Here is a 26,663-nt window from a genome sequence, read left to right on the forward strand (position 1 = left end):
TCTGGAGTGACGTGACGAACATCCCGAGTTCTGGCAGGGTCGTCGTGTCTCTTTCACTGTCATGTACAACAAATCTGGAGTGATGTGACGAACATCCCGTCTGCTGAATCGCCCGACGCCGCGCCGGTGTCGGGCGATTCGGTGCCCTCGACATCGGCTCAGCGCGGGCTGTCCCGCCGAGCTCTGCTCGGACTTGCCGCCGGTGCCGCGGGCCTTGTCGTGGGCGCCGGGGCCGGTGCCGCGGTGGCCACCTCGGTGGCGTCCGGCGGTGCACGCGCTGCGGGCGATGTCCACCCGTTCTTCGGGCCGCACCAGGCGGGCATCGCCACGCCCGTGCAGGATCACATGCACTTCGCGGCGTTCGACATGATGGCTCGCACGTCCCGCGACGACCTCATCGAGCTGCTGACCGACTGGACCTATGCGGCTTCGCGCATGACGCAGGGACTCGACGTGTCCGCCACGGGCGCGGTCGGAGGCTCTCCGGAAGCGCCGCCCGACGACACGGGGGAGGCGCTGGGTCTCCCGGCCAGCAACCTCACGATCACGTTCGGGTTCGGACCCGGTCTGTTCGAGCGGGACGGCGTCGACCGCTACGGGATCGCCGACCGCCGACCGGCATCGCTCGAGCGCCTGCCCGCCTTCCTGAACGATGAGCTGGTGCCGCAGCTGAGCGATGGTGACCTCTGCATCCAGGCCTGCGCCGATGACCCGCAGGTGGCCGTGCACGCGATTCGCAACCTCAGCCGGATCGCGTTCGGCCGCGCGACGATTCGATGGTCGCAGCTCGGATTCGGTCGTACCTCCAAGACGACCTCCGACCAGTCCACGCCACGCAACCTGTTCGGGTTCAAGGACGGCACCGCCAACATCCTCGCCACCGATTCCGCCGCTCTCGACCAGCATGTCTGGGCCGGTGACGATGACCAGCCGTGGATGGCCGGGGGTTCGTACCTGGTCGCCCGCAAGATCGCGATGACGATCGAGACGTGGGATCGCGTGCGCCTCGCAGAGCAGAACCGCATCATCGGTCGCGACAAGGCGATCGGCGCCCCGCTCTCCTCGCCGGGTGGAGCAGAGACGGCGGAGCCGGACTTCGACGCGGCCGATGCCTCCGGCGCACCGCTGATCGACCCCGTCAGTCACGTCCGCCTTGCCCACCCGACATTCAACGACGGTATTCGCATCCTGCGCCGCGGGTACAACTACGTGGACGGCAACGACGCGCTCGGAAAGCTCAGTGCGGGGCTGTTCTTCCTCTCCTATCAGCGCACGCCCGAGCACTTCATCACGCTGCAGCGTGCGCTTGCGAGGGACGCGATGTCGGAGTACATCCGTCACGTCGGCTCGGGCTTGTGGGCCGTGCCAGCGGGTGCGTCGGAGGGCTCCTACGTCGGATCGGCGCTGTTCGCCTAGGAGATGTTCTGACTCGCGAGATCATCGGGAGTACTTCTCGATGGCATGCGTTACGGCGGGCCCATGTGGTGAATCCGCTGTGTTCTCGTGCTCGCTGAAGTCATTGGGAATACTTCTCATGGACATGCGTTACAGTCGATGTATTCACACGCATGGAAAATCGAGGAGCGATCGTGAACGAGAGCACGACTCAGGCAACCCAGACCCCGGGAGCCTGGCCGGGTATGCAGTTCGGCCTGATGTCGGTGTCAGACATCACCCAGGACCCGATCACCGGACGTACGCCGTCCGAGGGTGAGCGCATCCAGGCCGCGGTGACCATCGCCAAGCACGCCGACGAGGCAGGGCTCGACGTCTTCGCCATCGGCGAGCACCACAACCCGCCGTTCTTCTCCTCGTCGCCGACCACGCTGCTGGCCGCGATCGCCGCACAGACCGAGCGTCTGATCGTCTCCACCTCCACCACGCTGATCACCACGAACGACCCGGTGCGCATCGCGGAGGAGTATGCGATGCTGCAGCACCTGTCGGGTGGCCGCATGGACCTCATGATGGGCCGAGGCAACACGGGCCCTGTCTACCCGTGGTTCGGCCAGGACATCCGCCAGGGACTGCCGCTGGCCATTGAGAACTACGCGCTGCTGCACGAGCTGTGGACCAAGGACGTCGTCGACTGGGAGGGGAAGTTCCGCACCCCGCTGCAGGGCTTCACCTCGACGCCGCGTCCGTTGGACTTCGTGCCGCCGTTCGTCTGGCACGGCTCCATCCGCACGCCGGAGATCGCCGAGCAGGCCGCGTACTACGGCGACGGCTTCTTCGCCAACAACATCTTCTGGCCCGCCGAGCACTACCAGCGCCTGATCAGCCTCTACCGCCAGCGCTGGGAGCACTACGGTCACGGTGCCCCGGAGACCGCGATCGTCGGCCTCGGCGGCCAGGCCTTCATCCGCAAGAACTCGCAGGACGCCAAGAACGAGTTCCGTCCCTACTTCGACAACGCGCCCGTGTACGGCCACGGTCCGTCGATGGAGGACTTCACGCGCATGACCCCGCTGACCGTGGGATCGCCGCAGGAGGTCATCGACCGCTACGCCGGGATGCGCGATCTCTTCGGCGACTACCAGCGCCAGCTGTTCCTCGTGGACCACGCGGGCCTGCCGCTGAAGATCGTTCTCGAGCAGATCGACCTGCTGGCCGAGGAGGTCGTCCCGGTGCTGCGCAAGGAGCTCCAGGTGAACCGCCCGGCCACGACGCCGGATGCCCCCACCCACGCGGCCCGTCGTTTCGCCAAGTACGGCGACAACGCGCCTCGCGAGGCCATTCCCAACCCCAACCGCGGCGACAACCTCACCGTCGGCTCGCCCTACCAGGACACCGACGCGGTCAACGCGGCCAAGCCCGGCGCTGCCTTCGGCGCCGCGGCCGTGAAGTGAGCAGGGAGATCAGATCATGACCGACCGTCGAATCGTCGTGGTCGCGGCGGGGCTGTCCAACCCCTCCTCGACTCGGATGCTGGCCGACCGGATGGCGGCAGCCGCCGTCGCGCAGCTTGCCGAGCGGAGCATCACCGCCACCGTCGAGATCTTCGAGTTGCGCGATTACGCGCACCAGATCATTGACAACATGCTGACCGGCTTCGCGCAGAAGGAGCTGGAGTCGATGATCGAGAAGGTCGTTGCCGCTGATGCGCTCATCGTGGTGACGCCGGTGTTCTCCACCAGCTACTCGGGACTGTTCAAGTCGTGGATCGATGTGCTCGATCCCGACTCCCTGTCCGGCAAGCCGGTGTGGATCGGCGCGAACGCCGGTACCGCGCGTCACTCGCTCGCGATCGACTACGCGGTGCGACCGCTGTTCGCGTACCTGCATGCGGACACGATCTCGTCGGGTGTCTTCGCCGCCTCCAGCGACTGGGGTGCCAACGCCGATGAGGTTGCTCCGCTGTCGAAGCGGGTGGAGAAGGGGGCGCGGGAGCTCGCCGAGGCGATCGCCGCACGCGAGCCCGTCACCGATCTCGACCCGTTCGACCCGGCCAACTACCTGGGCGAGGGCAAGAGCTTCGGACACCTCCTCGGAGGCCTCGCGGGGGAGTGATCCTCGCAACACGAATGCCGTCGGCTCCCACCGGCGGCATTCGTGTTTGGCGACTCAGGGTTCGGCGTTCCCTCGGGCTCGATCGCGCCGTCGGTTCACCAGCGTGACGGCGAGATCAGCGATCGCGCCCAGCGCGAGAGCCACGGCGATTGACACGATCACGGCGATCAGCGGCTCGCCCGGAATGAGCCGCGCCACCACGGCGCCCACCACCGCCTGATAGGCACCCCACGCCGCGGCAGCGACGGCGACCACGGGGAAGAACCGCAGCGCGCGAACTCCGGTTGCGCCAGCCGTGATGTTCACGGCAAGTCGTGCGAACGGAACGAATCGCGCTGTGAACACGACCGTAGCGGTCCCTGCCTGAAGTCGGACACGGGCCCACTCCAGCGCAGCGCGGATCCGGTGATGCCTCATCCACCGTCGATTCGAGCTCCCGATCGTGCGCCCGACCCAGAAACAGGATGCGTCACCCGCGAACGCGGCTGCTGCGGCGCACCCGATGATCGCCCACAGCGGTGGTGTCCCGCTCACGGCCGAGACCGCGCCCAGGGCGGTCACCGCGATCTCGCCGGGGATCACGACGAGGAACGCATCGGCGAACACGAGGAGCACCATCAGAGACAGGCCCCAGGGGCCACCGAGCAGGTCGAGGATCTGCGGCACGTTTGAGGGTCTCATCGCGAGGAATCGCGCTGCCGACGCCCAGGTGGAGACTCGATGAACAGTGTGTGAGATCACGCGGATCCGGTGTCCGACGGGGTGCGCGTGTGGCGCGAGAACGGCCGAGTGACCTGTGGTGGGCGGGCGGGTGAACAGTGTGTGAGATTACGCGGATCCGGCCTTCAACGGGGCATGTATGCGTCACCCTCGTCGCGTGAGAGTCGCGATCGTCGCCGAGTCCTTCCTCCCGCACATGAATGGCGTGACCCGCTCCGTCATGGAGATCACCGCCCACCTGCAACGCCAGGGGCACCAGGCCCTGATCATCGCCCCGGCGGCCGTCGGGATGCCCGACGATCTGCATGGTGCTCCCGTCGTCGGCGTCGCGAGTGTGCCGCTGCCGGGGTACGCCGATGTCCGCGTCGCGGCGATCGGCGCGGGAGTGATCGAACGCATCCTCGACCGGTTCGAACCAGACGTGATTCATCTTGCTTCGCCGTTCGCGCTCGGCTCTCGCGCGGTGACGGCAGCGCGGCGGCGGGGCATCCCCGTGGTGGCCGCATATCAGACCGACGTCATCGCCTACGCCGGCCGGTACGGCGTGGGGGTCACGACCGCCGCTGCCGCACAGCACGTCGCGAGACTGCACCGGCGCGCCACGCTGACTCTCGTCCCCTCCCGGGCCTCCGAGGAACAGCTCATTGACCTCGGAATCGACCGCCTTCGGCGTTGGGGGCGCGGCGTGGACACCGCGCGCTTCTCACCCGAACATCGATCGGATGCGTGGCGGGAGCACGTCGCCGGCGACGCGGTGATCGTCGGCTACGTCGGCCGGCTCGCCACGGAGAAGCAGGTGCAGGACCTGGCGGTGCTGTGTGATCTGCCTGGCGCCCGCCTCGTGATCGTGGGCGACGGCCCGGAGCGAGCAGCACTGCAGAAGCGGATGCCTGACGCGGTCTTCCTCGGCCATCTCGACGGGGCGGAGCTCGCCGAAGCCGTGGCCTCGTTCGACGTCTTCGTCCACCCGGGGGAGAGCGAGACCTTCGGACAGACGCTGCAGGAAGCGCACGCCAGCGGGGTCCCGGTCGTGGCAGTCGGGCGCGGCGGTCCGGTCGATCTGGTGCGCTCCAGCATCGACGGCTGGCTGTATCGCCCGGGAGATCTTGCCGATCTCCGGTCGCGCGTGAGCGATCTCGTGGGCGATGCCCGCAAGCGTCGCGCCTTCGGCGCGGCGGGAGCCGAGGCCGTAGGCGAACGCACGTGGGCGTCGGTCTGTGACCAGTTGCTCGTGCACTTGCGAGAGGCGGTGGAGCTCGCCGCCGTCGATTCCGCCGCTCGCGTTCGCCGCACGGTGCGGGCCGAACCGGTGGAGCCCAGCACGCCGCAGCAGTGGCGAAGAGTCGTCGCGCTCGGCGACTCCCTCACCGAGGGGCTGTGCGATCCGGGACCCGACGGCGCATTGCGGGGCTGGGCGGACCGGCTGGCCCTGCTGCTTGCCGGAGCGGGAACGATGTCCTACGCCAACCTCGCGGTGCGCTCCCGTCGCGTCGACGATGTGGCCGGTCGCCAGCTGGTCCATGCGCGCCGGCTGCGACCGGAACTGGTGACCATCTTGATCGGCTCGAACGATCTGGTGAAACTGCGGCCCGACATCACCGCTCTTGCGGCTCGTGTGGAAGAAGCTGTGCTCCGGTTGCGCGCGGATGGTGCGGACGTGCTGCTGGTGACGCCGTTCCTTCCGTCGCGGCCGGAATCACGTCCGTTCGTCCGTGCCTTCGCCGCCTTCGCGACCGCGCTCGCGGGCGTCGCCGCACGTACCGGAGCGCTGCTGCTGGACACGGATCTCATCCCGGAACTGGGACGACGCGAGTACTGGGCCGATGACCTCGTGCACCTGTCGCCGGCAGGGCACCGTCTGCTGGCCTATCGAGCGGCATCGCTTCTCGGCGTCGCGCACGCCGACGAACTGGCCGGGCTGGATGAGACATTCCACGCGGTGGTGAACCAGCTCCCGCGGAGGGAATGGTGGCGCCGACACGCGCTGCCCTGGCTGTGGCGTCGTCTGCGCGGGCGATCGGCCGGGGATGGGCTGGGCCCGAAGCACGAGGAGTACGTGCTGATCGGCGCTCGAGGAACGGACTCTCGCCGTCATCAGGGGGTGTGAAAGGAGAGCGTCGTCCGGATGACTCCGGACGACGCTCTCCTTTCAGTGGCTGAGCGAACTCAGCCGGACTTGCGACGGAACTCGCGCTTGTGGCCAGCAGCACCGTGGGCCTGGCCCACGGCACCCTTGCCGTCCAGGTGCGACTCGCCCGTGCGGCTGTGCGCGTTCTTCTTCTCGAGGGCCTCGCGGAACTTCCGCTTCAGGTCATCCTCGGGTGCATTCTGCTCGGACATGGCGCCAGTCTATGGCGCAGAGCGGGCGATGTGTAGGAGCGGAGTGTCGGCGGGCCGCGGGGGCCTGCCGAATGTCGGAGGTCCGGAGCATGATGGGTTCTGCGCTGGTGACGATGCCGGCAAGGAGGAAGAGATGGACATCAAGATCGAGGTCATTTTCGTTCCGGTCACGGACGTGGATCGCGCGAAGGAGTTCTACGTCGACAAGCTCGGTTTCAATCCCGATCACGACCAGCGCGTCAACGACGACCTGCGTTTCGTGCAGCTGACGCCTCCCGGATCCGCCTGCTCCATCGCGATCGGTACGGGACTCGGGCACACGATCGCGCCCGGCAGGCTGGACGCCATCATGGCGGTCATTCCGGATGCGGACGCCTTCCTCGCCGAGATGCGAGAGAAGGGCGTCGAGGCGGACGGCGTCGACGAGCAGGCGTGGGGACGATTCGTCACCGTGAAGGATCCCGACGGCAACACCTGGACCTTCCAGCAGCTCCCGTCCTGGTCCTGACGGCATCCCTCACCGCGTGCTGGTGAGAGCGGGACTCGTCGTCCGCGTCCCGTTCTCACCAGCCACACGAGTGTCGTCGGCCCGCCGGCGTGCGCGGCACGCCCGACCTGCGTCGTGCATTCGGGCATGCCTGATAGGATCGCGTCGGTGGCACCCATGTGCCACTGGATAACTGAACACAGACTGGAGCAGGCTCGGCAGGAAGCTGGTCCCCTGAAGTGGATTCCCCGCGGTGAACACGGGTGATCTTCTCCTGGTGGCCAGCGCAGGTGAGCGAGATCTTCCCGCGCGCCCATATCTGCCTGCTCTGCTCCTTCGAGGAAACTCGCCCGTCACACGGATGGACGAGTCAAAACAAAGAAGGAGAGACCTCTTGGAAGGTCCTGAAATCACCGCAGCCGAGGCCGTTCTCGACAACGGACGCTTCGGCACGCGCACGATCCGCTTCGAGACGGGTCGTCTGGCGCAGCAGGCACAGGGTGCCGTTGCCGCGTACCTCGACGACGAGACCATGCTTCTGTCGGCCACCAGCGCGAGCAAGCAGCCGCGCGACGGCTTCGACTTCTTCCCGCTGACCGTGGATGTCGAGGAGCGTTCGTACGCTGCCGGCAAGATCCCCGGCTCGTTCTTCCGCCGCGAGGGTCGCCCCTCCACCGAGGCGATCCTGGTGTGCCGCCTGATCGACCGCCCGCTGCGTCCGTCGTTCGTCGATGGTCTCCGCAACGAGGTGCAGATCGTCGTCACCGTGCTGTCGATCGCTCCGGGCGAGTACTACGACGCGCTCGCGATCAACGCCGCGTCGGCGTCGACGCAGATCTCTGGTCTGCCGTTCTCCGGTCCGATCGCCGGTGTGCGCCTCGCGCTCATCCCCGGTTACGGCCAGCACGAGGACCAGTGGGTCGCGTTCCCGAACGTCGAGCAGGTCGCCGAGGCCGTGTTCGACCTCATGGTCGCGGGACGCGTCGTGAAGAACGCCGACGGCACCGAGGACGTCGCCATCATGATGGTGGAGGCCGAGGCCACGGAGAACAGCTGGGACCACATCCGCGGCGGCGCCGTGAAGCCCAGCGAGGAGATCGTCGCGGGCGGCCTGGAGGCGGCGAAGCCGTTCATCAAGCAGCTCGTCGAGGCGCAGGCCGACATGGCTCAGCACGCGTCGAAGGAGCCGGGCGTCTACCCGGTGTTCCTGCCGTACGCGCAGGAGACCTACGACTTCGTCTCGAACAGCGCCTACGCGGATCTCGAGAAGGTCTACGTCATCGCCGACAAGCAGGAGCGCCAGAGCGCCGACGACGAGGTCAAGGACCGCGTCAAGGCCGAGGTCGCAGCCGCTGTCGAGGCGGGCACCCTGCCCGCCTCCGCACTCGGCGAGGTCTCCGCGGCCTACAAGTCGGTCACCAAGGCCATCGTCCGCGGCCGCATCCTCACCAAGGGTGTGCGCATGGACGGCCGTGGCCTGGCGGACATCCGTCCGCTGGATGCCGAGGTCCAGGTGATCCCGCGCGTGCACGGCTCCGCCATCTTCCAGCGCGGCGAGACCCAGATCCTGGGCGTCACCACGCTGAACATGCTGAAGATGGAGCAGCAGATCGACTCGCTGTCGCCCACGACCAGCAAGCGCTACATGCACCACTACAACTTCCCGCCCTACTCGACCGGTGAGACCGGCCGCGTCGGCAGCCCGAAGCGTCGCGAGATCGGTCACGGCTTCCTGGCCGAGCGCGCGCTCGTTCCCGTGCTGCCCAGCCGCGAGGAGTTCCCCTACGCCATCCGTCAGGTGTCGGAGGCACTCGGCTCCAACGGTTCGACGTCGATGGGCTCCGTCTGCGCGTCCACCCTGTCGCTGCTGAACGCGGGTGTGCCGCTGCGCGCTCCCGTCGCCGGTATCGCCATGGGCCTCGTGTCCGACACCGTCGATGGCGAGACCCGCTACGCCGCCCTCACCGACATCCTCGGTGCCGAGGACGCGCTCGGCGACATGGACTTCAAGGTCGCAGGCACCAGCGAGTTCATCACCGCCATCCAGCTCGACACCAAGCTCGACGGCATCCCGTCGTCGGTGCTGTCGGCTGCGCTGCAGCAGGCGCACGACGCCCGCACCACGATCCTCGGTGTGCTGAACGCCGCGATCGACGGTCCGGACGAGATGGCGCCCACCGCTCCGCGCGTGATCTCGGTGCAGATCCCGGTCGACAAGATCGGTGAACTCATCGGCCCGAAGGGCAAGACGATCAACGCGATCCAGGACGAGACCGGCGCGCAGATCTCCATCGAGGAGGACGGCACCGTCTACATCGGCGCCGTCGACGGCCCGTCCGCCGAGGCCGCACGTGCGCAGGTCAACGCGATCGCCAACCCCACCAACCCGGAGGTCGGCGAGCAGTTCCTCGGCACCGTCGTGAACCTGCGCGACGGCCTGGGTGCCTTCGTCTCCCTGCTGCCCGGCAAGGACGGCCTGCTGCACATCAGCGAGGTCCGCAAGCTCAACGGCAACAAGCGCGTCGAGGAGCTCGGCTCGGTGCTGTCGGTCGGCCAGAAGATTCTGGTGCGCATCACCAAGATCGACGACCGCGGCAAGCTGTCGCTGGAGCCGGTCCTCGAAGAGGCCGCCGAGCCGGCTGAGGCTCCCGCCGAGGCCTGATCGGTTCGATCGACGGCCCGTCCCGCGCTGCGGGGCGGGCCGTCGGCGTTCGCCGGACCGTTACGGAAATGTCATCGGGAAGGCCCAGAATGCCGCGGTGAGCGGGAGGGAAGCCCGTACTCTAGCAACAACACGGCCCTGCGTGCGCGCGGGCCAGCCCCTCCGGGAGGGGAACGGGGAACATATTCGGATCCTCGAGATTGGGGGAACGATGGACGCGTCAGCGGTCGGCGCCGTGCCGCAGGACTCCGTTGCCGGCACGCCTCACCCCTCGCGCCTCATCGACGTCCAGGCCCCGGGGGTCGGTGCCGCCGTGCGGGTGCCACTCGGTGAATCGGGACTCACCGTATTTCCCCTCATGCTCGGTGGTGCCGAGTTCGGCTGGACCATCGATCGCGAACACGCGTTCGAGGTTCTTGATCGCTATCGCGCCCTCGGCGGCAACGCTCTGCACACCGCGGATGGCTTCGCGAGCGGTCGCAGCGAGTACATCATCGGCCAATGGCTGGCCGCTCGCGGCTGCCGCGACGAGATGGCCGTCACGGTGCGGATCGGATCCCACCCGGACAACCCCGGTCTCGGCTCGGTCAACCTGGTGCGGGCGGTCGAAGCCTCGCTCACCCGCCTGGGCGTGGATCACCTGGACGTCATGTACCTCGACGGCACGGATTCCCGCGCCAACCTGGAGGACGTCCTCGCCACCTCCGAGTGGCTGGTGGAGACGGGTAAGGTGCGCTCCATCGGTGCGTATGCGTTCTCGCCGGAGCGCCTGGTGGAAGCGCGGATCCTCGTCTCAGCGGGATACCCCCGCATCCACGTGCTCGATGTCGCCTACAACGCGTTGCGTCGCGGCGACTATGAGGGTGATGTCCGACTGATCGTGGGCGCCCAGGGGCTCGCTGTCACGCCGTCTCACGCGTTGGAGCATGGATTCCTCTCCGGTGTGCACCGTTCTCGGTCTCGCCTGCAGGGCACACGCGGGATGCAGCTGCTCAGCAACCTGAATCGTCGCGGCACGAAACTGCTTCGTGTCCTCGACGCGATCGGCGCCGAACTCGGTGTTGCCGACGCGGCCGTCGCCCTCGCCTGGTTGCGAGCGCAGCGCGGCATAGTCGCGCCGATCGTGAACGCGTACGCGCCCGCTCACGTCGACGAGCTGGTGCAGAGTGTCGGTGTATCCCTGGGGCGCGGGCACCTCGCCGATATCGCCCGCGCCGTCGCCTGACCCACGGACCGGTGGGACTCGGCACCCGAGCGTTGTCGCCGGCGCCGGGCACATGTTCACACCTGTCCGCAAGGCCCCACCGCGCGGGAGGGGCATCGGTTAGGGTGGAGGGGAACCTGCCTGACAACGAAGCGAGCTCTGACTGTGACCCACTGGATTTACATGGTGCGGCACGGCGAACAGCAAGACGCGGAGTACGGCCTCGATGATGGCCCCCTCTCCGCGCGTGGTCGTCGCCAGGCCGAGTTGATCGCCGAGCGGCTGTCGGGCGTCCCCTTCGACGCGGTCTCGCACTCGCCGCTGGTCCGCGCGGCCGAGACCGCTCGCGTGATCGCCGACCGGATGCCCGCAATCGATCCGCAGCCGAACGCGCTCCTGTTCGACTGTGTACCCACTGGTATGACGGAGGACACCCCCGCGTCCTACGAGTCCTTCTTCGGGTCCATCACGGATGCGGAGACCGAGGCCGGGCACGCGCAGATGTCGGACGCCGTGGGAGAGTTCCTGGTGCGCAAACCCGGCGACGTCCACGAGCTGCTGATCACCCACAACTTCGTGATCGCCTGGTTCGTTCGTGAGGTGCTGGGTGCTCCCGAGTGGCGCTGGATGACCCTCAACCAGGCGAACTGCGGCCTCACGGTGCTCGCGCAGAAGCCCGGACGGCCGTGGACACTGGTGTCGCACAATGACCTGGCGCACCTGCCGTTCGAGCTGCGCACCGGTCTTCCGGAAAACGCTCTCGTCTGATCTCGTACCACTCACGGAGCCCGCGTCGGATGATGACGCGGTTGGCCAGGCCCGCGAGAGCACCCGCCTAGGATTGAGGCATGGCCACGCGCGTCGCCCTGGTGGGGGCATCCGGAAAGCTCGGCACCGTGATCGGCGGAGTCCTCGCCGACCTTCCCGACTTCGACATCGTCCACTCCCTCGGCTCGAAGGACGATCTCGGCGTCATCGCTGACGTCGATCTCGTTGTTGACGCGACGACTCCCGAGGTGAGCGCCGAGGTGGTCCGGCGTGCCACCGACGCCGGCGTGAACGTGCTGGTGGCCACGTCAGGGTGGTCCGAGTCGCGCCTCGCGGAGATCCGCCCGCGCGTGGAGGCCTCCGGGATCGGCGTCGTCGTCATCCCGAACTTCTCGCTCGGCTCCGTGCTCGGCACGGCGATCGCAACCGTTGCCGGACGCTTCTTCGACTCCATCGAGATCATCGAATCGCACCGTGACACCAAGATCGACTCGCCAAGTGGCACCGCCGTGCGCACGGCTGAGCTCATCCAGGCCGCCCGGACGCTCCCCGTGGACGCTCCGCACGTGGATCAGCAGGCGCGTGGCGAGCAGGTGGCCGGCATTCCGATCCACTCACTGCGTCGCCCCGGCGTGATCGCCCGCCAGGACGTAGTGCTGTCCGGCCCCGGCGAGAGCCTGACGATCACCCACGACACCGTGGATTCGGCGTCGGCATACGCTCCCGGCATCCGCATCGCCGCCCGCGCCGCCGTGTCGGCCCGCGGCATCATCGTGGGGCTGGATTCGTTCATCGACCTCGGGATCTCCGCCCCGGCGGCCGCGGAGGCGACCGAATGAGCGCACGCATCGGCGTGATCGTCATGACGATCGCCCTGGTGCTGTACTTCATCCTGGCGGGGCAACGGGCCTGGCTGTGGATGATGTCTGGCGAACCGATCGCCGTGGCCATGGGTGTGGCGATGTTGTTCTTCCCCGTCCTCGCGGCGTGGGGGATCAGCCGTGAACTGATGTTCGGCGTCAGCGCGCAGCGCCTGGGACGCCAGCTCGAGGCGGAGGGGGCGCTGCCGGAGGAAGAGGTTGCCACCTACGTCTCGGGAAGGGTGCACCGCGACGAGGGGGATGCGCTGTTCCCGAAGTACCGGGCCGCGGTGGAGGCGGCGCCCGAAGACTGGCGCGCGTGGTACCGCATGGGTCTCGTCTACGACGCCGCTGGTGACCGGCGCCGGGCCCGGCAGGCCGTGCGGCAGTCGATCGCGCTGGAGCGTCGACAGCGACGGGAACACCGAGCCCGCTGAACGCAGGCTGTATGGCTGAGTCGCGGGGTTCTGGCTTCGGTGAACTGTTCAGGGACGCTCGGGACGTGTGATCGCGGCGTGTTGGTGAGCTGTGGGTCGTCGCTCGCGGGGAGTGGAGAGCTGTTCAGCGGAGTTCAGGACGTGTGATCGCGTCGATCACGCGCTCGCGTCCGTAGCGGTAGGCGGCTTCGAGATCGCCTCCGAGGGCGAACCCGTCGGCTCGCGCACGGCTGATGAAGCCGAACAACCAGGACGTCACGGTCCGAGCGGCGTTCAGCGCATCATCGTCGCCGGCCAGCTCCGCACATGCGCTCAGCAGGGGAGCGGCGGTGGACGCCGTGGCGGGGTGGGGCACGGCGCCGGCGGATGCGGGATCGGACAGGGGACGGAAGATCAGATCGTAGGTGTGCGGGCGTTGATCCGCGAACGCTCGGGTCGCATCGGCGAATCCGGCGATGCGTTGCCGGGGGTCGCTCTCCCGGACGGTGAGGAGCACCGCGCTCAACTCGCTGAAGGCCTGAGAGCGCACCAGCGCCACGAGGCCGTCGCGATCACGAACGTGCTTGTACAGCGACGGGGCGCGAACCCCGAGACGGGCGGCGACAGCGGCCATGGTGAGTGATGGCAGACCGCCCTCTTCCAACTGTGCGCTGCCTGCGGCGATCAGCTCGTCGCTGCGGACCTTCGTCGGTGCGGGCATGATTCCTCCGCGATCAGTATAGCTATTGACAGTAGCCATGAAAGCTACGTATCGTAGCTTTCATGGAGATCGCACCTGGACTGCATCGCGTCGGCGACGACGTCATCGCCGCCTATCTCATGGTTGATGACACGGGAGTGACGGTCGTCGACGCCGCCCTCCCCGGGTATCGTCGTGAGCTTCGCCGCGAGCTCGCCATGATCGGACGGACCGAGGACGACATCCGAGCGATCCTGCTCACCCACGCAGACGCGGACCACGTCGGTTTCGCGGAGGCGGTTCGCGCTGCTAGCGGGGCGACCGTGTACACCTCAGCTGAGGACGTGGCCCGTGCGACCGGAAACGAACAGGCGCCGAAGACGCGGATGCCCCGGCCGAAGCTCCTGCCGACACTTCGATTCGTGTGGACCGGCCTCACTCACGATGGGCGTTCCCTGCCCATCGCCGCGGTGACGGCGGTGGCGGACGGAGAGGCTCTCGCGGTGCCCGGCCGCCCGCGGGCCGTCGCGGTGCCGGGGCACACTCCGGGAAGTCTGTGCTGGGTGAGCGAGGACTTCGACGCCGTGTTCGTCGGCGATGCGCTCACCACACGCCACGTGCTGACGGGGCGCGTGGGCCCGCAGGACGCGCCGTTCTCGGAGGACGAGCGGAGAGCTCGCCAGTCACTTGACCGCCTGGGCGAGCTCGAAGTTCAGTATGTTCTGCCCGGGCACGGTCCCGTGTGGTCGAACGGAGTTCCGCGACTCCTGGCAGAGATCGAGGCATCGCGCAGCGCGGGGACGCGCTGATGGGTGCCCCAGCCGCGTCGGCGTCAGCGCGTCGAGGTGTCAGTCGTTCGCTGGCGTGAGCGCATCCCGGACCGCAGACTCCGCGGTCCGATGCCGCCACTCGAACCCGCTGTCCGTGAGAACACCGGGCGCGATATCCGCGTCCACGAGAAGCAGATCCTCGGCCGCCGCTCCGAGCGCGAGACGCAACGCGAACGCGGGAGCGGGGATCAGATACGGGCGATTCAGCTCGCGTGCGATCGCGAACCCGATGTCGTTCTCCGACGCGCGCTCCGGCCCCACCACATTCACGGGACCGGTGAGGTCGTGCTCGATGATGTGGCGAAGTGCCGCAACCGTGTCATCCAGTGACGCCCACGGCCAGCTCTGCCGCCCGGAGCCGAGCGGCCCCGCGACGCCGAAGCGCGCCAGGATCATGAGCGGCTTCAGCACTCCGTCCGGGTGAATCACGGGGGATAGCCGCGCGTGTGCCACGCGCTGCCCCGCGTGATCCGCTGCCGCCTCCCACTCGGCGCACACATCGGCCAGAAAGCCCTCACCGCGCGTCTGTCCTTCGTCGATGCGTCGTCCCGGCCGGCTGCCGTAGTAACCCGACGCCGACGCCGACACGAACAGCGGGGGATCGTCGAGTCTGCGCAGCGCGTCCGCCAGCGTGCGCGTCGGCGTGACGCGGGACCACAGCAGCTCGGAGCGGTAGCGGCGCGTCCACGGCAATCGACCGATCGAGGCGCCGTTGAGCCCCACGACAGCGCGGGCGCCGTCGAGCACAGCGGGATCGAGCGGTCCGGCAGGATCCCAGCGGGTCTCATCGGGGGTGGCGGGCTCGCGACGCACCAGCTGCGTCACCGCAGTTCCCGTCTCCCGCAGCGATGCGACGAGGGCGCGCCCGATCAGACCGGACGCGCCCGCGACGACGACCCGGTCGCCCGGGCCCAACGACTGGTCAGCCAAGCGTGGCTTCCAGGGTGATGTCGATGCCGGACAGCGCCTGCGAGACCGGGCAGCCGGCCTTCGCCTCAGCCGCCAGACGCTGGAAGTCGGCCTCGGAGAGCCCCGGAACCGATGCGTTCAGGTTGAGGTGGCTGCCTGTGATGCCGGTGCCGGGCTGGAAGGTGACGGACGCCGTCACATTGAGCTTCTCGGGCGGGGTGCCGTTGCCGGACAGCGCGTGCGAGAGCGCCATGGCGAAGCACGACGCGTGCGCGGCGGCGATCAGCTCCTCCGGCGTGGTGGTGCTGCTGGAACCCTCGCTGCGGGCCTTCCAGTTCACATCGAAGCTGCCGATGCGCGAGCTGTCGAAGGTGACGGTTCCCGACCCCTCGGTGAGAGATCCGCTCCAGACAGTGGTCGCTTCGCTCGTGACGGACATGGTGTCTCCTCCCGGTGGGTGTTTCGAACGCCAGCCTAGTGTCCGTACGCGCAGGGCGCGACGGTCAGGCCGTGCGCGGCTGGCGCAGGCGAGCCAGCGCGAGATACAGCATGCAGCCGAGGCAGACGCCGAACACCGCGTTCAGGAACGCGGCGGCGAAAGCCGCGGCTGCCGCGATCGGAAGCGCCCACGGAACACCCGACAGGTGCAGCAGGAGTCCGGCTGTCACCACGAAAAGGCCGACTCCCTGTGCGAACCGCGGCGGGCGCGGATCCTCGAGGTCCGTGGGCGGGGCGAGGCGCGGCGCGACGACGCGGCGGTACAGCTGACCCCAGGGCGCGGTCGCGGGCGACACGACACCCCAGAGGAAGAGCGCGGCGATCACGATCAGGAGCAGCGCCCCCGGATCGAGCAGACGAGTGAGGACCGGCACCTCCGTGATCACCCAGACGTTGGGCGAGAACGTCGCTCCGGCGGCCGGCTGCACCGCGAACCAGCCGGCGGTGCCACGCTGCGTCGAGATTCCGAGAAGAGCGAGCACGACGGCGACGGCGAGCAGTACCGCGGTGATCGAGGCCGCGAAGCGCGGGCCCCGCGGATCGATGGGGCGTGGGGTGGGTGCGGACATGGTGCTCTCGATTCTTTGGGCGAGGCCAAGATGCGGGAGAGGGACGGGACGGGAACTGACCTGGGAACAGACGACGATCCTGCTGGGGCTGCGGATCAGGCAGGTAGCGAGCGTGACGGCGGAGACGAGTCCAGCAGCCGGGTGAGCTCCTTGACGTACGACGATCGGGGAGCGGCGCCGCTGAGACGTGACACCGGCACGCCGTCCCGGTCCAACAGCAGCACGGTCGGTGTCTGCAGGATGTGCAACTGCGCCGCGACGTCGGGGCGGTCGGTGATGTCGACCTCGACGTGCACAACACCTGTCCCATCGTCGGCGAGCGCGCTCAGCGTCCGCGCCACGCCCGGGCAGGAACCGCAGAACTTCGTGCTGAACTGGACGAGCGTGGCCGCCTCGCCGCGGGCGTCTGAGGGAACGATCTCGTCCGCTATCGCATCCGCCCGCGCGGCACGCGGTGCCGCGGAACGCGCACGGCCCCAGAGACCGATCACGGTGACGATGGCCACCAGACCGACCAGGATGAGGAACGCGATGAGCGGGGACATGATTCCACGGTAGGCCCGGGGGAGGTGGCGAAGGTCGTTTACGCAATCCGCGGTCACAAAGCCCGAGAGGACTGTGTTACGAGCGCGGGGTTCTTTCGTAGGTGCGGCGGGTGCGCGCCTGCGTGCCGATTCGACTGGTGCCTCGGGTGCGCCGGTGGGCTGTTCGGCTGTGATGGAGGGTCTGGTTGGTCACGATCGATGCACGGCTGTTGAGGCGCTCCGAGAGTTTTCGGGCGACGATGGCACGATGGGATGATGGCGAACCGGCACCGATCCTCCCGTCTGATCGCCGTCGCGGTTGCGGGGGCTTTTCTGCTGACGAATACGGCGTGCACCGCGAGTGACAGCACCACGGAGGCAACGCCGAGCAGCTCGGCATCGGACACGCCCACCCCCACCCCGGAGCCGCAGCCCACCAGTCTGCCATCGCCCACGCTTGCGGCATTCCAGCCCCCGGTGGCGTTCGCCGAGACGGGTTCGGTATTGCTCCTGCCGAGCGGGTTCACCCCCAACACCCGCGGCACCATCGCCGATGCGCCGGTCACCCTGGCGGGGACCAACCTGTTCGTCACCGGTGCGGCGGTGACACGGGTCGATGTGGAATCGGGGCGGACACTGTGGCAGGACGACCTGTCGAACCTCCGTGGCGAGTCGTCCGCGGCACCCACGAAGCCGATCGTCACGGCCGACGGCACGACGGTCTGGATCGCGATGGCGACGACCTCGGTGTCGGCAGCCCAGACGACCGAGGGCGACGAGGCGCACGCCATCCCCGTTGCCGTTCCGGGCAGCGACGCCACCCCCGCACTCACTGAGCCGACTGCGGAGCCGACCAACTCGTCCGCCGTCGACGATCCGGGTGTCGTGCTCATCGGATACAACGCCGTGACGGGCGAACGGCGAACGGTCACAACCGCTGTCCCGACCGCATCGGGTGCGTCGGTTCTGGATCAGCGAGTGACCCTCGACCAGCTCTCCGACGGCTCCCTGATGATCGGTTTGGCGCCGCGCGGCGGAGGCGTGGACTGGACCTGGTCGGTCGACGAGGACGGTGTGACGCGGTGGTCGGCGGACGGGAAGTTCGCGGGCGAGGCCGGTGACGTCATCATCATGCGGCTGTCCGGTCTGGCAGGTGAACCGTATCCCCAGGTGGGCGGTCTGGATCGGGTCACCGGCAAGATTCTCTGGAATCGCGTGGGCGAAGACGAGGCGGCCACCGATGCCTGGGCGTTCCCGGTCGGCGATGAAACCGCGCTGACCACTGTCTCCTATGCGACGACGCGAGCCACGACACGGATGATCGATCCGCGTACCGGTGAAGACCTCGGCGCGGCGGCGAGCACGGTGGAGCTCCCCCTCAGTCAGGGCGGGCGCCTCTACGACGCTCAATCGGGCTTCCGCTCCCTCGACCCGGTGACCTTGAGCACCGAGTGGACACGGCGCGTCTCCGGCTATGGATCTCTGCGCGGCGTCGTCCTGGCGCAGGGCCTGGTGTACGGGGTCGACTCGGCGGACGAGGGCGTGATCCTCGACCCGCAGTCCGGCGATCGCATCGCGGACGAGTTCGCGTGGGAATGGCTGGCGGTCAACGAGTACGGCGCGGTTGTCGTGAACACGGCGGGAACCCTCACCGCGGCCGACGACACCTACTGGTTCCACCCGGCTGTGACGCCTCCGGCAGAGTGAAGCGTGAGCACAACGGGCGTGGTCACGTCAGCGGCCGACGGTGAACTCCACCCCGACGTCCTATGTGAGACGTTGCTGGCGGAGCAGGACGTGTGAACGTCAGCGGCCGAAACTGAACTCCACCATGAGGTCCTGAGCGAGATCCTCGAGGGCGGTCCGCAGTGCGCTCTCGTCGCCGTCGATGCGCACCGTCGCGTTCGCGGTGAACAGGAGGCCTCCCGCCATCGGCGCTTCGGTGACACCGGTGGTCAGGGTTTCGATGCTGCCGCCGCCGCGGTGGATCGCATCCGTCACCTGATGCACGATGCCCGGGTGGTCATCGCCGACGAGGTCGATCTGCAGTCGCTCACCGGTGGGGGCGGCATCCTCGCGGCCGGGCTGAGCGGTGATCTCCAACAGCCCGGAGAGCGGCTCCAGCGCGCGGGTGAGCTCATCGACACGCGAGGGGTCGACCTCCACGAGCACGATGCCGGCGAACTTGCCCGCCAGTTCACTCATCCGCGACGTCGTCCAATTGCCGTCGTGCGCCGCGATCACCTCCGAGAGAGAGCTGACCAGACCGGAGCGATCGTCACCGATGACCGTGAGCACGAGAGTCGTCATGTCGGCGATCATACGTGCCGTGCTCGCTGGACGGGAGAGCAGGGCGGGCGCGTGGAGAAACGGCGCGTCTCGCGACGGGTGCATGATCGTGTTGACAGCGCAACCGCACATGCGCCCCACCGGACGACGCAGGGAGAGACCGATGAGCAAGACCGCCGTGATCACCGGAGCCAGTTCCGGACTCGGAGCCGAGTACGCCCGTCAGCTCTCCGCCGCCGGAGGCGACCTCGTGCTCGTCGCTCGCGACAAGGAGGCTCTCGGAGAGCTCGCCGATGAGCTGCGCGCTCGCGGCAGTGACGTGGAGGTCATCGTCGCGGATCTCCTCAAGCCGCGTCACCGCGCGCGCGTCGAGGAGCGGCTGCGTGATCGCTCTCGCCCGGTGGACATCCTCATCAACAATGCGGGCTTCGGTCTGCCGTTGTCTTTCGCCGACGTGGACATCGAGCGCGAAGTGGATCACCTCCGCCTTCACGTCGAGGTCTCGATGCGCCTGATGCACGCGGTGCTGCCCGTGATGCGCGAGCGCGGTGGACGAATCCTCAACGTGGCGTCCGTGGCGGCCTTCATCCCGCGCTCGACCTACGGGGCGGCGAAAGCATGGCTGCTGAGCTTCAGCCGTTGGGGGAACGGGTACTATCCGGGCGTCACCGTGACCGCGGTGTGCCCGGGCTACACCCACACGAACTTCCACGAGCGGCTCGGCCTTCCGCCCGGCGAGGAGGGCGTCGCCGGATGGATGTGGCTGAGCCCACAGCGTGTCGTTCGGGAGTCGCTTCACGATCTGGCGCGAGGTCGGTCGGTGTCCGTGCCGTCGCGGCGATATCGCGCGCTGACGGCCCTGACGAAGGTGGTTCCGGACTCGGTGCTCGCGCGCATCGGCTCACGCGGGCGCTGACTCGCGGAGCTCAGCGGGACACGGGTGCCGTTCCCGATCTGGAAAGATGGGGGAGTGGCAGCTGTGAACCCGCCGCGCGGTATGCGCGATTTCCTCCCGTCCGAGAAGACCCGTCGCGAGCGCGTGCTCGCCGTGATCCGCGACCGCTATCGCGCGCACGGTTTCGACGAGATCGAGACCCCGGTGATGGAGGATCACGCGCGCCTGCACGCGGGCATCGGCGGAGACAACGAGAAGCTCGCCTTCAACATCCTCAAGCGCGGCCTGGACGCGGATGCTGTCCGCGCAGCCGCGGACGACCAGGCCGCGCTCAGCGATCTCGGCCTGCGATACGACCTGACGGTTCCGCTCGCGCGGTTCTACGCGACGCACCGCGCAGAGCTTCCCACGGTGTTCCGCTCACTGCAGATGGCGCCGGTGTGGCGCGCCGAGCGTCCGCAGAAGGGGCGCTACCGCCAGTTCGTGCAGAGCGACATCGACGTCATCGGTGACGCCACGTTCCGCGCCGAAGCGGAGCTCATCACGGCAACGCTGGACGCGATCGACGCGCTGGGCCTGCCCGGCGTGTCTGTGCGGATCAACGACCGCCGGATCCTCGACAGCCTGCTGGACCACTTCGGTTTCGCCGCAGAGGAGCGTCCCGGCGTGCTCATCACGATCGACAAGCTCGACAAGGTGGGGCCGGCCGGGGTGGCGGCCGAGCTGCGTGACCGGGGCGTGACACCCGCGGCCGTGGACGGGTTTGAGGCGTACCTCGCAGCACTCACCCCCGCAACCGAGTTCTCCGGCGACGCCATCCGTGCGGTGCTTCCGGACGGCGTCGGTGCCGAAGGCGTGGAGAACCTGCTCGCCATCGCCGAGGCCGTGCGTGCGGGACGCGACAGCGTGCCCTTCGAGTTCGATCCGTTCCTGGTGCGCGGCATGGGGTACTACACGGGCACGATCTTCGAGCTCGCGCACCCGAGCGTCGGCTATTCCCTGGGTGGCGGCGGTCGCTACGACGGGATGATCGGTCGCTTCCTGGGTCAGGATGTGCCGGCGGTCGGTTTCTCCATCGGCTTCGAGCGCATCGTGGACCTTCTCGAGCAGGACGCCTCGGACGTCGCGCCCGCCGTGGTGCTGGTGCACGACAAGGATGTTCCGGTCGCCGAGCTTGTGGCGCTCAAGACCGCCCTGGTGGGCGAGGGCACCCGTGTGCGGCTGGAGCAGCGCACGAAGAACCTCAAGGCGCTGCTGGAGCGTGCCGCGGCCGATGGATACACGTCCTTCGCGACGGTCTCCGCGGGCGTCGGTCGCGATGGGCTGGAGATCAAGCCTCTCGGCTGAACCGATACGTCGGGCCTGTGCACACTTCGTCTCGCTGGCGCTCGCTCAGCAATCCCTGATGCGCTCGTGTCACGCGCGGGAGTCGGTGACGCGGCGCTTCTCGCGGATGTAGACCTCGCGCCGGACACGGGCGACGACGTCGCCGGACCGGTCGGTGATCACCGTGTCGAACCATTCGAGCACCTTCGCGCCGCCCTCGGCACGGCGGCGGATGTCGTCGGCGCGCTCGCGGGGCACCTCGAATCGAGCGGTGAGGACGCCGCGGCCCGGATTCACGAACTCGATCTCGCCGCGCGTGTCCCACACCACGTAGTCCCGCCCCAGCTGGTGCATCACCAGCATGAAGAAGTACGGGTCGGTCATCGCCGACATCGATCCGCCGAAGGCCGTCTTCACGTAGTTGCGGGTCAGCAGGTTCACGTGGAGTTCGACGACCGCGACGGTCCAATCCGAGCTGAAGCTTCGGACGCGGATGCCGCTGCACAGATTCGGAAGCCAGAGACTCATGCCCCAAGCGAGGCGACGGGGAGTGATACGCACCAGGCGAGTGTGGACGAGGACTGGTCGCGAAGCGAATCGCTTGGAGGAAGTCACCAAATTCCGCGGGCGGTCGAGGAGTTTAATTCTAATAGAACTAGAATAAGAGCATGTTGGTGACGATAGATCCGGGGAGCGAGGAGCCGCTGTTCGAGCAGCTCGCCGCGGGCATCCGACGAGAGGCCGCGACCGGCGCGCTGCGGCCGGGTGAGCGCCTGCCGACGGCGCGGGAACTGGCCGCATCCCTGGGGATGAACCTGCATACCGTGCTCCGTGCCTACCAGGACCTTCGCGAGGAGGGGCTGATCGACATGCGGCGCGGACGCGGTGCCGTCGTGACGGATGCGGCCGCACACTGGCAATCGCTCAGTCGCGAGATCGACGACCTGGTCGATCGCGCTCGCACCCTCGGCGTCTCCGCCGACACCCTCAGCTCGCTTGTGAAGGAGGCCTTCCGATGACCGACCGACAGCCCGATGAGAACGGTGTCGAATCCGCTGTCCGAGACCGTGCCGCCCTCGAGGCGGCCCAGCGACGCTACCTGATCGTCGGCGTCGTACTGCCGATTGCCATCGCCGTTGTCAGCGGCATCCTCGGGTTGCAGTGGGCTAGCCGACTGCCGGATCCCGCTGCCATCCACTGGGGGTTCTCCGGCATTCCCGACGGATCCGGTGCCGGGTGGGTCCTGCCGGTGTTCGCCCTGGTGTTCCCCGTCGTCTTCGCCCTGGTGCTCTGGCTCGCTGTTGCGATGTCCGCCCAGCGCGGAGGATGGAACGGGAACTCCCGCGGATCCGCGGCGATGGCGCTGGGGCTCGCCGTGCTTCTGGCGACGGTGGCGCTGCGGAGCACCGGAGTCCAGGTGGACGCCTCGGACTGGCGCGATGCGGTCCTGACGCCTTGGGATGTCCCGGCAGCCATCGGTGCGGGCATCGTCGCTGGACTGGCGGGATGGTTCGCGCAGCCCGGCCTGGTGCTTCGCACTGGGACGGACACCGCGGCGAAGGCCATCGCTCTCCCCGAGAACAGTCGCACGCTCTGGACTCAGCGAGCGCGGGTGTCGCGCGGAACGGCCGTCGTATTGGCGATCCTGCTCGGGGTGACGCTGCTCCTGTCGATCCTGATCGCCGTGGCGGGCTCCGCCGTGGCATGGGCGGTGCTGGGCGTGATGGCGCTCGCAGCAGGTTTCGTGGCGGTCGCCACCGACTTCCATGTGCGCGTCGACGGCACCGGATTGACCGTGCGTGCGGCGGCCGGCTGGCCGAAGGTGCACATCCCGCTGGCCGATGTCGCCTCCGTCGAGGTCGCACAGATCAACCCGCTGTCCGATTTCGGCGGCTGGGGCCTGCGATACACCCCGGGCGGGCGGTTCGGCGTCGTCGTGCGCCGTGGGGAGGCGATCGCCGTCACCCGCGCCGACGGACGCGAATTCGTGGTGACGGTGCCGGACGCCGAACGCGGCGCCGCGGTGCTGGCAGCCCTCGCCGACCGGGCGAGCGAAAAAGACAGCTGATACGGAACGAGGAGAGCATGACCGACATGATCCACAACCCCGCAGCGGGCGATTCCGCCGTCCTCCCGCACCGTGTGCCGTGGCGCGCGGTCATCGTCTTCGTCATTCTTGCGTGTGGGCTCGCGTGGGCTGTCGCCCTGCCGCTCTGGCTCGACGGCGGACTCGCCAATCCGATCTCCGGGCTGCTGCTGCCGGTGATGATGTTCACCCCGACGATCGCGATGCTCGTCGTGGTGCTGGTGCTGCGCAGTCCCGCTCAGCACCGGCTGCGCTTCCTCGGGATGTGGCCGCTGCGCCCCGCCGGACGGACGATCCTCTTCCTGGTGCTCGGTCTGTTCGGACCGTGGGTGCTCTCCCTGATCATCGCGGGCGTTTCAGCGCTGTTCGGATGGGCGATCATCGACCCCGAGAACTCGGTGGTCGCTCAGCAGCTCGCGGCAACGCTGCCCGGGGACGTGGATCGCGAGCTCATCATGACCGTGATCATCGTGCAGATCGTGGCGACGCCGTTCAACGCGATCCTGTCGTCGCTGCTGGCGGTGGGGGAGGAGCTGGGATGGCGCGGCTGGCTGACTCCGGCGCTGCGGCCACTCGGCACCTGGGCGACGCTGCTGCTCACCGGCGTCATCTGGGGTCTCTGGCACTCGCCGATCATTCTGCTCGGCTACAACTTCGCGCGCCCCGATCTGTTCGGAGTCCTGCTGATGGTGGTGGGCTGCGTCGCCTGGGGCATCCTTCTCGGCTGGATGCGACTGCGCACGGCCTCGGTGTGGCCGGCGGTGCTGGCTCACGGCTCGCTCAACGCGTCCGCCGCGGTCTTCCTGGCCCTTTTCGATGCCGGACAGCTGGACCTCGCTCTCGCCGGCCCGCTGGGTGCCGCAGCGTGGATCGTCCTTGCCGTCGTGATCGCGATCCTGCTCGTCACGGGTCAGTTCCGGCGCCAGCCGGCGCCGCTGATGCCCGTCGCGTGGAGCCCGGCTCCGGGGGCCGTGCCCGCACCGCCGGCGTCGTCCGGAAGTCATGTTGCAGACATCGGTGACAGCCGATCGGACACGGACGGGCGCGCTGGATAGACTGGCGGCGGACCGACGTCGCTCCACCCAACCTTTTTCCACGAGCAAGGAGCATCCAACGTGGCATTGATCGAGGCTGTAGGCGCCCGCGAGATTCTGGATTCGCGCGGCAACCCGACCGTCGAGGTGGAGGTGCTCCTCGACGACGGCATCGTCCAGCGTGCCGCCGTTCCCTCGGGCGCATCCACCGGTGCTTTCGAAGCGTACGAGCTGCGCGACGGCGACAAGTCGCGCTACGGCGGCAAGGGCGTCCTCAAGGCTGTGGACGCCGTGCTCGATGAGCTCGGCCCGGCCATCGAGGGCATCGACGCCAGCGAGCAGCGCGTCATCGACGAGGTGCTCATCCGCACGGACGGCACCGACAACAAGCAGCGCACCGGCGCGAACGCCATTCTCGGCGTCAGCCTGGCGGTCGCCAAGGCTGCTGCCGACTCGGCCGACCTGCCGCTGTTCCGCTACCTCGGCGGGCCGAACGCGCACGTGCTGCCCGTTCCGCTGCTGAACGTCATCAACGGTGGCGCTCATGCCGACACCGGTGTCGACATGCAGGAGTTCTTCCTGGTCCCGCACGGTGCCGAGACGTTCGCCGAGGCACTGCGCTGGGGTGCGGAGACGTACCACGTGCTCAAGAGCGAGCTGAAGTCGGGCGGCTACGCCACCGGCCTCGGCGACGAGGGTGGCTTCGCCCCCGACCTGCCCAGCAACAAGGGCGCTCTCGAGTTCCTGATGGCCGCCATCGAGAAGGCCGGCTTCAAGCCCGGTGTCGACATCGCCGTGGGTCTGGACGTCGCCTCCACCGAGTTCTTCTCCGACGGCAAGTACGCCTTCGAGGGCAAGCAGCTCTCCAGCGACGAGCTCATCGCGTACTACGCCGACCTGGTCGCGAACTTCCCGCTGGTCTCGATCGAGGACGGTCTGGCCGAGGACGACTGGGAGGGCTGGAAGGCTCTCACCGAGGCTCTGGGCAGCAAAGTGCAGCTGGTCGGAGACGACCTGTTCGTCACCAACCCCACGCGTCTGGCCGACGGCATCAAGAAGGGCGTCGGCAACTCGCTGCTCGTCAAGGTGAACCAGATCGGCACGCTCACCGAGACGCTCGACGCTGTCTCGCTGGCGCAGCGTTCGGGCTACACCGCGATGCTGTCGCACCGCTCGGGTGAGACCGAGGACACGACGATCGCCGACCTGGCCGTCGCCACGAACAGCGGCCAGATCAAGTCGGGCGCGCCGGCTCGCTCGGACCGCGTCGCGAAGTACAATCAGCTTCTGCGTATTGAGGAGGAGCTGGGCGAGGCCGCTGTCTTCGCCGGGCGTTCCGCCTTCCCGCGTTACCAGGGCTGAGTCCTGACGCACTGACGCACGCATAAGCACGAGAGGGGAGATCATGGCCAAACGACCGGATCTCCCCTCTCCGCGTTCTCGCACGACGTCGGCGGCGCGGCCCGGAGCGCAGAAGAAGCCCACGCTGGCATCGGCACGATCGAGACGAGATTCCGGCACCGCGCAGCGCGTGGATGTCCGCGACTGGCTCGGCGGGGTCCGGCTGTCGATCTTCATGATGATCATGTTCGGGCTCGTGATCTTCGCGGTCTTCATGCTGGTGCCCACCGTCGGCACCTACATCGGCCAGGTGCAGCGCATCGACGCGCTGGAGCACTCGGTGCAGGTCGCGCAGGACAAGGTCGATGCGCTGGAGGCCGAACGGGATCGCTGGAACGACCCGTCGTATGTGCTCACCCAGGCCCGGGAGCGGTTGTTCTACTACCGTCCCGGGGAGGTGGTCTACCTCGTGGTGGATGACCTCGACCCCGCGACATTGCCGGGGGAGCAGAAGCCGGTGAGCGACTCCGTCGAGCAGGCTCCCAACGACTGGATGGGCGCGATGCTCCGCTCCGTCACCGAGGCCGGTCTCACGCAGAGCGTCGCGGGCCAGCCCGGGGATGCGCCCACCGACGCGCCCTCCACCGACGCGACCCCTGCGGGCTGACGCGATTCAGCCGCGCGGTCGTCGCGGG

The 26,663-nt window shown here is 68.3% G+C and carries 28 protein-coding genes; 19 read left to right on the forward strand and 9 right to left on the reverse strand.

The genetic code is table 11. The annotated features are described in order from the left end of the window. Window positions 1–84: 84 nt before the first annotated feature. The 3 genes from efeB (at window position 85) to ABTV68_RS06645 (ending at window position 3,510) form a co-directional block, all read left to right on the forward strand. Entirely contained in the window at window positions 85–1,416 is a 1,332-nt protein-coding gene (gene efeB, locus ABTV68_RS06635; RefSeq protein WP_433676822.1) for an iron uptake transporter deferrochelatase/peroxidase subunit, read from the forward strand. A gap of 224 nt (window positions 1,417–1,640) precedes the next feature. Then, a complete protein-coding gene (locus ABTV68_RS06640; protein ID WP_433677564.1) occupies window positions 1,641–2,849 on the forward strand; it encodes an LLM class flavin-dependent oxidoreductase in 1,209 nt (402 codons plus the stop codon). A 16-nt stretch (window positions 2,850–2,865) separates the two neighbouring features. Further along, window positions 2,866–3,510 (forward strand): CE1759 family FMN reductase, encoded by a 645-nt coding sequence (locus tag ABTV68_RS06645; protein ID WP_433676823.1) that lies wholly within the window; start codon window positions 2,866–2,868, stop codon window positions 3,508–3,510. Window positions 3,511–3,564: 54 nt separating this feature from the next. On the opposite strand, the gene ABTV68_RS06650 is transcribed toward ABTV68_RS06645, so the two are convergent. Continuing rightward, on the reverse strand, window positions 3,565–4,191 hold the full coding sequence (locus tag ABTV68_RS06650; RefSeq protein WP_433676824.1) for a DedA family protein: 627 nt from the start codon (window positions 4,189–4,191) through the stop codon (window positions 3,565–3,567). A 196-nt stretch (window positions 4,192–4,387) separates the two neighbouring features. Between ABTV68_RS06650 and ABTV68_RS06655 the strand changes: the two genes are divergently transcribed. Then, window positions 4,388–6,337 carry a GDSL-type esterase/lipase family protein gene (locus ABTV68_RS06655; RefSeq protein ID WP_433676825.1) on the forward strand — a complete coding sequence of 650 codons (1,950 nt, stop codon included), beginning with the start codon at window positions 4,388–4,390 and terminating at the stop codon, window positions 6,335–6,337. A gap of 59 nt (window positions 6,338–6,396) precedes the next feature. Here the strand turns inward: ABTV68_RS06655 and ABTV68_RS06660 are convergent, their stop codons facing one another. Further along, complete coding sequence (locus ABTV68_RS06660) at window positions 6,397–6,570, reverse strand: DUF5302 domain-containing protein (RefSeq protein ID WP_231089564.1); 174 nt, start codon at window positions 6,568–6,570, stop codon at window positions 6,397–6,399. A 133-nt stretch (window positions 6,571–6,703) separates the two neighbouring features. On the opposite strand from ABTV68_RS06660, the gene ABTV68_RS06665 reads away from it, so the two are divergent. The 6 genes from ABTV68_RS06665 (at window position 6,704) to ABTV68_RS06690 (ending at window position 12,988) form a co-directional block, all read left to right on the forward strand. Continuing rightward, a complete protein-coding gene (locus tag ABTV68_RS06665) occupies window positions 6,704–7,078 on the forward strand; it encodes a glyoxalase superfamily protein (protein WP_433676827.1) in 375 nt (124 codons plus the stop codon). A gap of 373 nt (window positions 7,079–7,451) precedes the next feature. Beyond that, window positions 7,452–9,719, forward strand: coding sequence for a polyribonucleotide nucleotidyltransferase (locus ABTV68_RS06670; RefSeq protein WP_433676828.1), 2,268 nt, complete (start codon window positions 7,452–7,454; stop codon window positions 9,717–9,719). 211 nt (window positions 9,720–9,930) lie between these two features. Next, window positions 9,931–10,944, forward strand: a complete 1,014-nt coding sequence (locus ABTV68_RS06675) for an aldo/keto reductase (protein WP_433676829.1) — start codon at window positions 9,931–9,933, stop codon at window positions 10,942–10,944. 144 nt (window positions 10,945–11,088) lie between these two features. Further along, window positions 11,089–11,691, forward strand: coding sequence for a histidine phosphatase family protein (locus tag ABTV68_RS06680; RefSeq protein ID WP_433676830.1), 603 nt, complete (start codon window positions 11,089–11,091; stop codon window positions 11,689–11,691). An 80-nt stretch (window positions 11,692–11,771) separates the two neighbouring features. Then, window positions 11,772–12,530 carry a 4-hydroxy-tetrahydrodipicolinate reductase gene (dapB, locus tag ABTV68_RS06685; protein WP_433676831.1) on the forward strand — a complete coding sequence of 253 codons (759 nt, stop codon included), beginning with the start codon at window positions 11,772–11,774 and terminating at the stop codon, window positions 12,528–12,530. Next, window positions 12,527–12,988, forward strand: a complete 462-nt coding sequence (locus ABTV68_RS06690) for a hypothetical protein (protein WP_433676832.1) — start codon at window positions 12,527–12,529, stop codon at window positions 12,986–12,988. The genes dapB and ABTV68_RS06690 overlap by 4 nt, the downstream gene beginning before the upstream one ends. 124 nt (window positions 12,989–13,112) lie before the next feature. Here ABTV68_RS06690 and ABTV68_RS06695 read toward each other — a convergent pair whose 3' ends face one another. Continuing rightward, window positions 13,113–13,688 carry a TetR/AcrR family transcriptional regulator gene (locus ABTV68_RS06695; RefSeq protein WP_433676833.1) on the reverse strand — a complete coding sequence of 192 codons (576 nt, stop codon included), beginning with the start codon at window positions 13,686–13,688 and terminating at the stop codon, window positions 13,113–13,115. A gap of 62 nt (window positions 13,689–13,750) precedes the next feature. Between ABTV68_RS06695 and ABTV68_RS06700 the strand changes: the two genes are divergently transcribed. Then, window positions 13,751–14,476 carry an MBL fold metallo-hydrolase gene (locus ABTV68_RS06700; RefSeq protein WP_433676834.1) on the forward strand — a complete coding sequence of 242 codons (726 nt, stop codon included), beginning with the start codon at window positions 13,751–13,753 and terminating at the stop codon, window positions 14,474–14,476. Window positions 14,477–14,515: 39 nt separating this feature from the next. On the opposite strand, the gene ABTV68_RS06705 is transcribed toward ABTV68_RS06700, so the two are convergent. From ABTV68_RS06705 to ABTV68_RS06720, 4 genes are all read right to left on the reverse strand, one after another. Beyond that, window positions 14,516–15,427, reverse strand: a complete 912-nt coding sequence (locus ABTV68_RS06705) for a TIGR01777 family oxidoreductase (protein ID WP_433676835.1) — start codon at window positions 15,425–15,427, stop codon at window positions 14,516–14,518. Beyond that, window positions 15,420–15,845: an OsmC family peroxiredoxin gene (locus ABTV68_RS06710; RefSeq protein WP_433676836.1), complete on the reverse strand. Its 426-nt coding sequence runs from the start codon at window positions 15,843–15,845 to the stop codon at window positions 15,420–15,422. Before ABTV68_RS06710 ends, ABTV68_RS06705 begins: the two co-directional genes overlap by 8 nt. Before the next feature lie 64 nt (window positions 15,846–15,909). Beyond that, complete coding sequence (locus tag ABTV68_RS06715) at window positions 15,910–16,473, reverse strand: DUF4395 domain-containing protein (RefSeq protein ID WP_433676837.1); 564 nt, start codon at window positions 16,471–16,473, stop codon at window positions 15,910–15,912. A 95-nt stretch (window positions 16,474–16,568) separates the two neighbouring features. Beyond that, a complete protein-coding gene (locus tag ABTV68_RS06720; RefSeq protein WP_433676838.1) occupies window positions 16,569–17,018 on the reverse strand; it encodes a thioredoxin family protein in 450 nt (149 codons plus the stop codon). Window positions 17,019–17,273: 255 nt separating this feature from the next. On the opposite strand from ABTV68_RS06720, the gene ABTV68_RS06725 reads away from it, so the two are divergent. Further along, window positions 17,274–18,704 carry a hypothetical protein gene (locus ABTV68_RS06725; RefSeq protein ID WP_433676839.1) on the forward strand — a complete coding sequence of 477 codons (1,431 nt, stop codon included), beginning with the start codon at window positions 17,274–17,276 and terminating at the stop codon, window positions 18,702–18,704. Between the two features lie 99 nt (window positions 18,705–18,803). Here the strand turns inward: ABTV68_RS06725 and ABTV68_RS06730 are convergent, their stop codons facing one another. Next, on the reverse strand, window positions 18,804–19,307 hold the full coding sequence (locus tag ABTV68_RS06730) for a glycine cleavage system protein R (RefSeq protein WP_433676840.1): 504 nt from the start codon (window positions 19,305–19,307) through the stop codon (window positions 18,804–18,806). A 142-nt stretch (window positions 19,308–19,449) separates the two neighbouring features. Between ABTV68_RS06730 and ABTV68_RS06735 the strand changes: the two genes are divergently transcribed. Both ABTV68_RS06735 and hisS read left to right on the forward strand, forming a co-directional pair. After that, window positions 19,450–20,202, forward strand: coding sequence for an SDR family NAD(P)-dependent oxidoreductase (locus ABTV68_RS06735; RefSeq protein ID WP_433676841.1), 753 nt, complete (start codon window positions 19,450–19,452; stop codon window positions 20,200–20,202). A gap of 81 nt (window positions 20,203–20,283) precedes the next feature. After that, window positions 20,284–21,528, forward strand: coding sequence for a histidine--tRNA ligase (gene hisS, locus ABTV68_RS06740; RefSeq protein WP_433677565.1), 1,245 nt, complete (start codon window positions 20,284–20,286; stop codon window positions 21,526–21,528). Window positions 21,529–21,597: 69 nt separating this feature from the next. On the opposite strand, the gene ABTV68_RS06745 is transcribed toward hisS, so the two are convergent. Then, window positions 21,598–22,068 (reverse strand): DUF4442 domain-containing protein, encoded by a 471-nt coding sequence (locus ABTV68_RS06745; protein WP_433676842.1) that lies wholly within the window; start codon window positions 22,066–22,068, stop codon window positions 21,598–21,600. Between the two features lie 107 nt (window positions 22,069–22,175). Between ABTV68_RS06745 and ABTV68_RS06750 the strand changes: the two genes are divergently transcribed. The 5 genes from ABTV68_RS06750 to ABTV68_RS06770 are packed head-to-tail and all read left to right on the forward strand — an operon-like array spanning window position 22,176 to window position 26,635. Beyond that, window positions 22,176–22,526: a GntR family transcriptional regulator gene (locus ABTV68_RS06750; protein ID WP_433676843.1), complete on the forward strand. Its 351-nt coding sequence runs from the start codon at window positions 22,176–22,178 to the stop codon at window positions 22,524–22,526. Then, on the forward strand, window positions 22,523–23,575 hold the full coding sequence (locus tag ABTV68_RS06755; protein WP_433676844.1) for a hypothetical protein: 1,053 nt from the start codon (window positions 22,523–22,525) through the stop codon (window positions 23,573–23,575). The genes ABTV68_RS06750 and ABTV68_RS06755 overlap by 4 nt, the downstream gene beginning before the upstream one ends. 17 nt (window positions 23,576–23,592) lie before the next feature. Further along, the gene (locus ABTV68_RS06760; protein WP_433676845.1) at window positions 23,593–24,648 is read left to right on the forward strand and encodes a lysostaphin resistance A-like protein; all 1,056 of its coding nucleotides are present in this window, start codon (window positions 23,593–23,595) and stop codon (window positions 24,646–24,648) included. A gap of 60 nt (window positions 24,649–24,708) precedes the next feature. Beyond that, window positions 24,709–25,989, forward strand: coding sequence for a phosphopyruvate hydratase (gene eno / locus ABTV68_RS06765; RefSeq protein ID WP_433676846.1), 1,281 nt, complete (start codon window positions 24,709–24,711; stop codon window positions 25,987–25,989). 43 nt (window positions 25,990–26,032) lie between these two features. Beyond that, complete coding sequence (locus tag ABTV68_RS06770; RefSeq protein ID WP_433676847.1) at window positions 26,033–26,635, forward strand: FtsB family cell division protein; 603 nt, start codon at window positions 26,033–26,035, stop codon at window positions 26,633–26,635. Window positions 26,636–26,663: the final 28 nt, after the last annotated feature.

Origin of the sequence: Microbacterium gorillae (genome assembly GCF_050990725.1) — a bacterium.
GTDB lineage: Bacteria > Actinomycetota > Actinomycetes > Actinomycetales > Microbacteriaceae > Microbacterium > Microbacterium gorillae_A.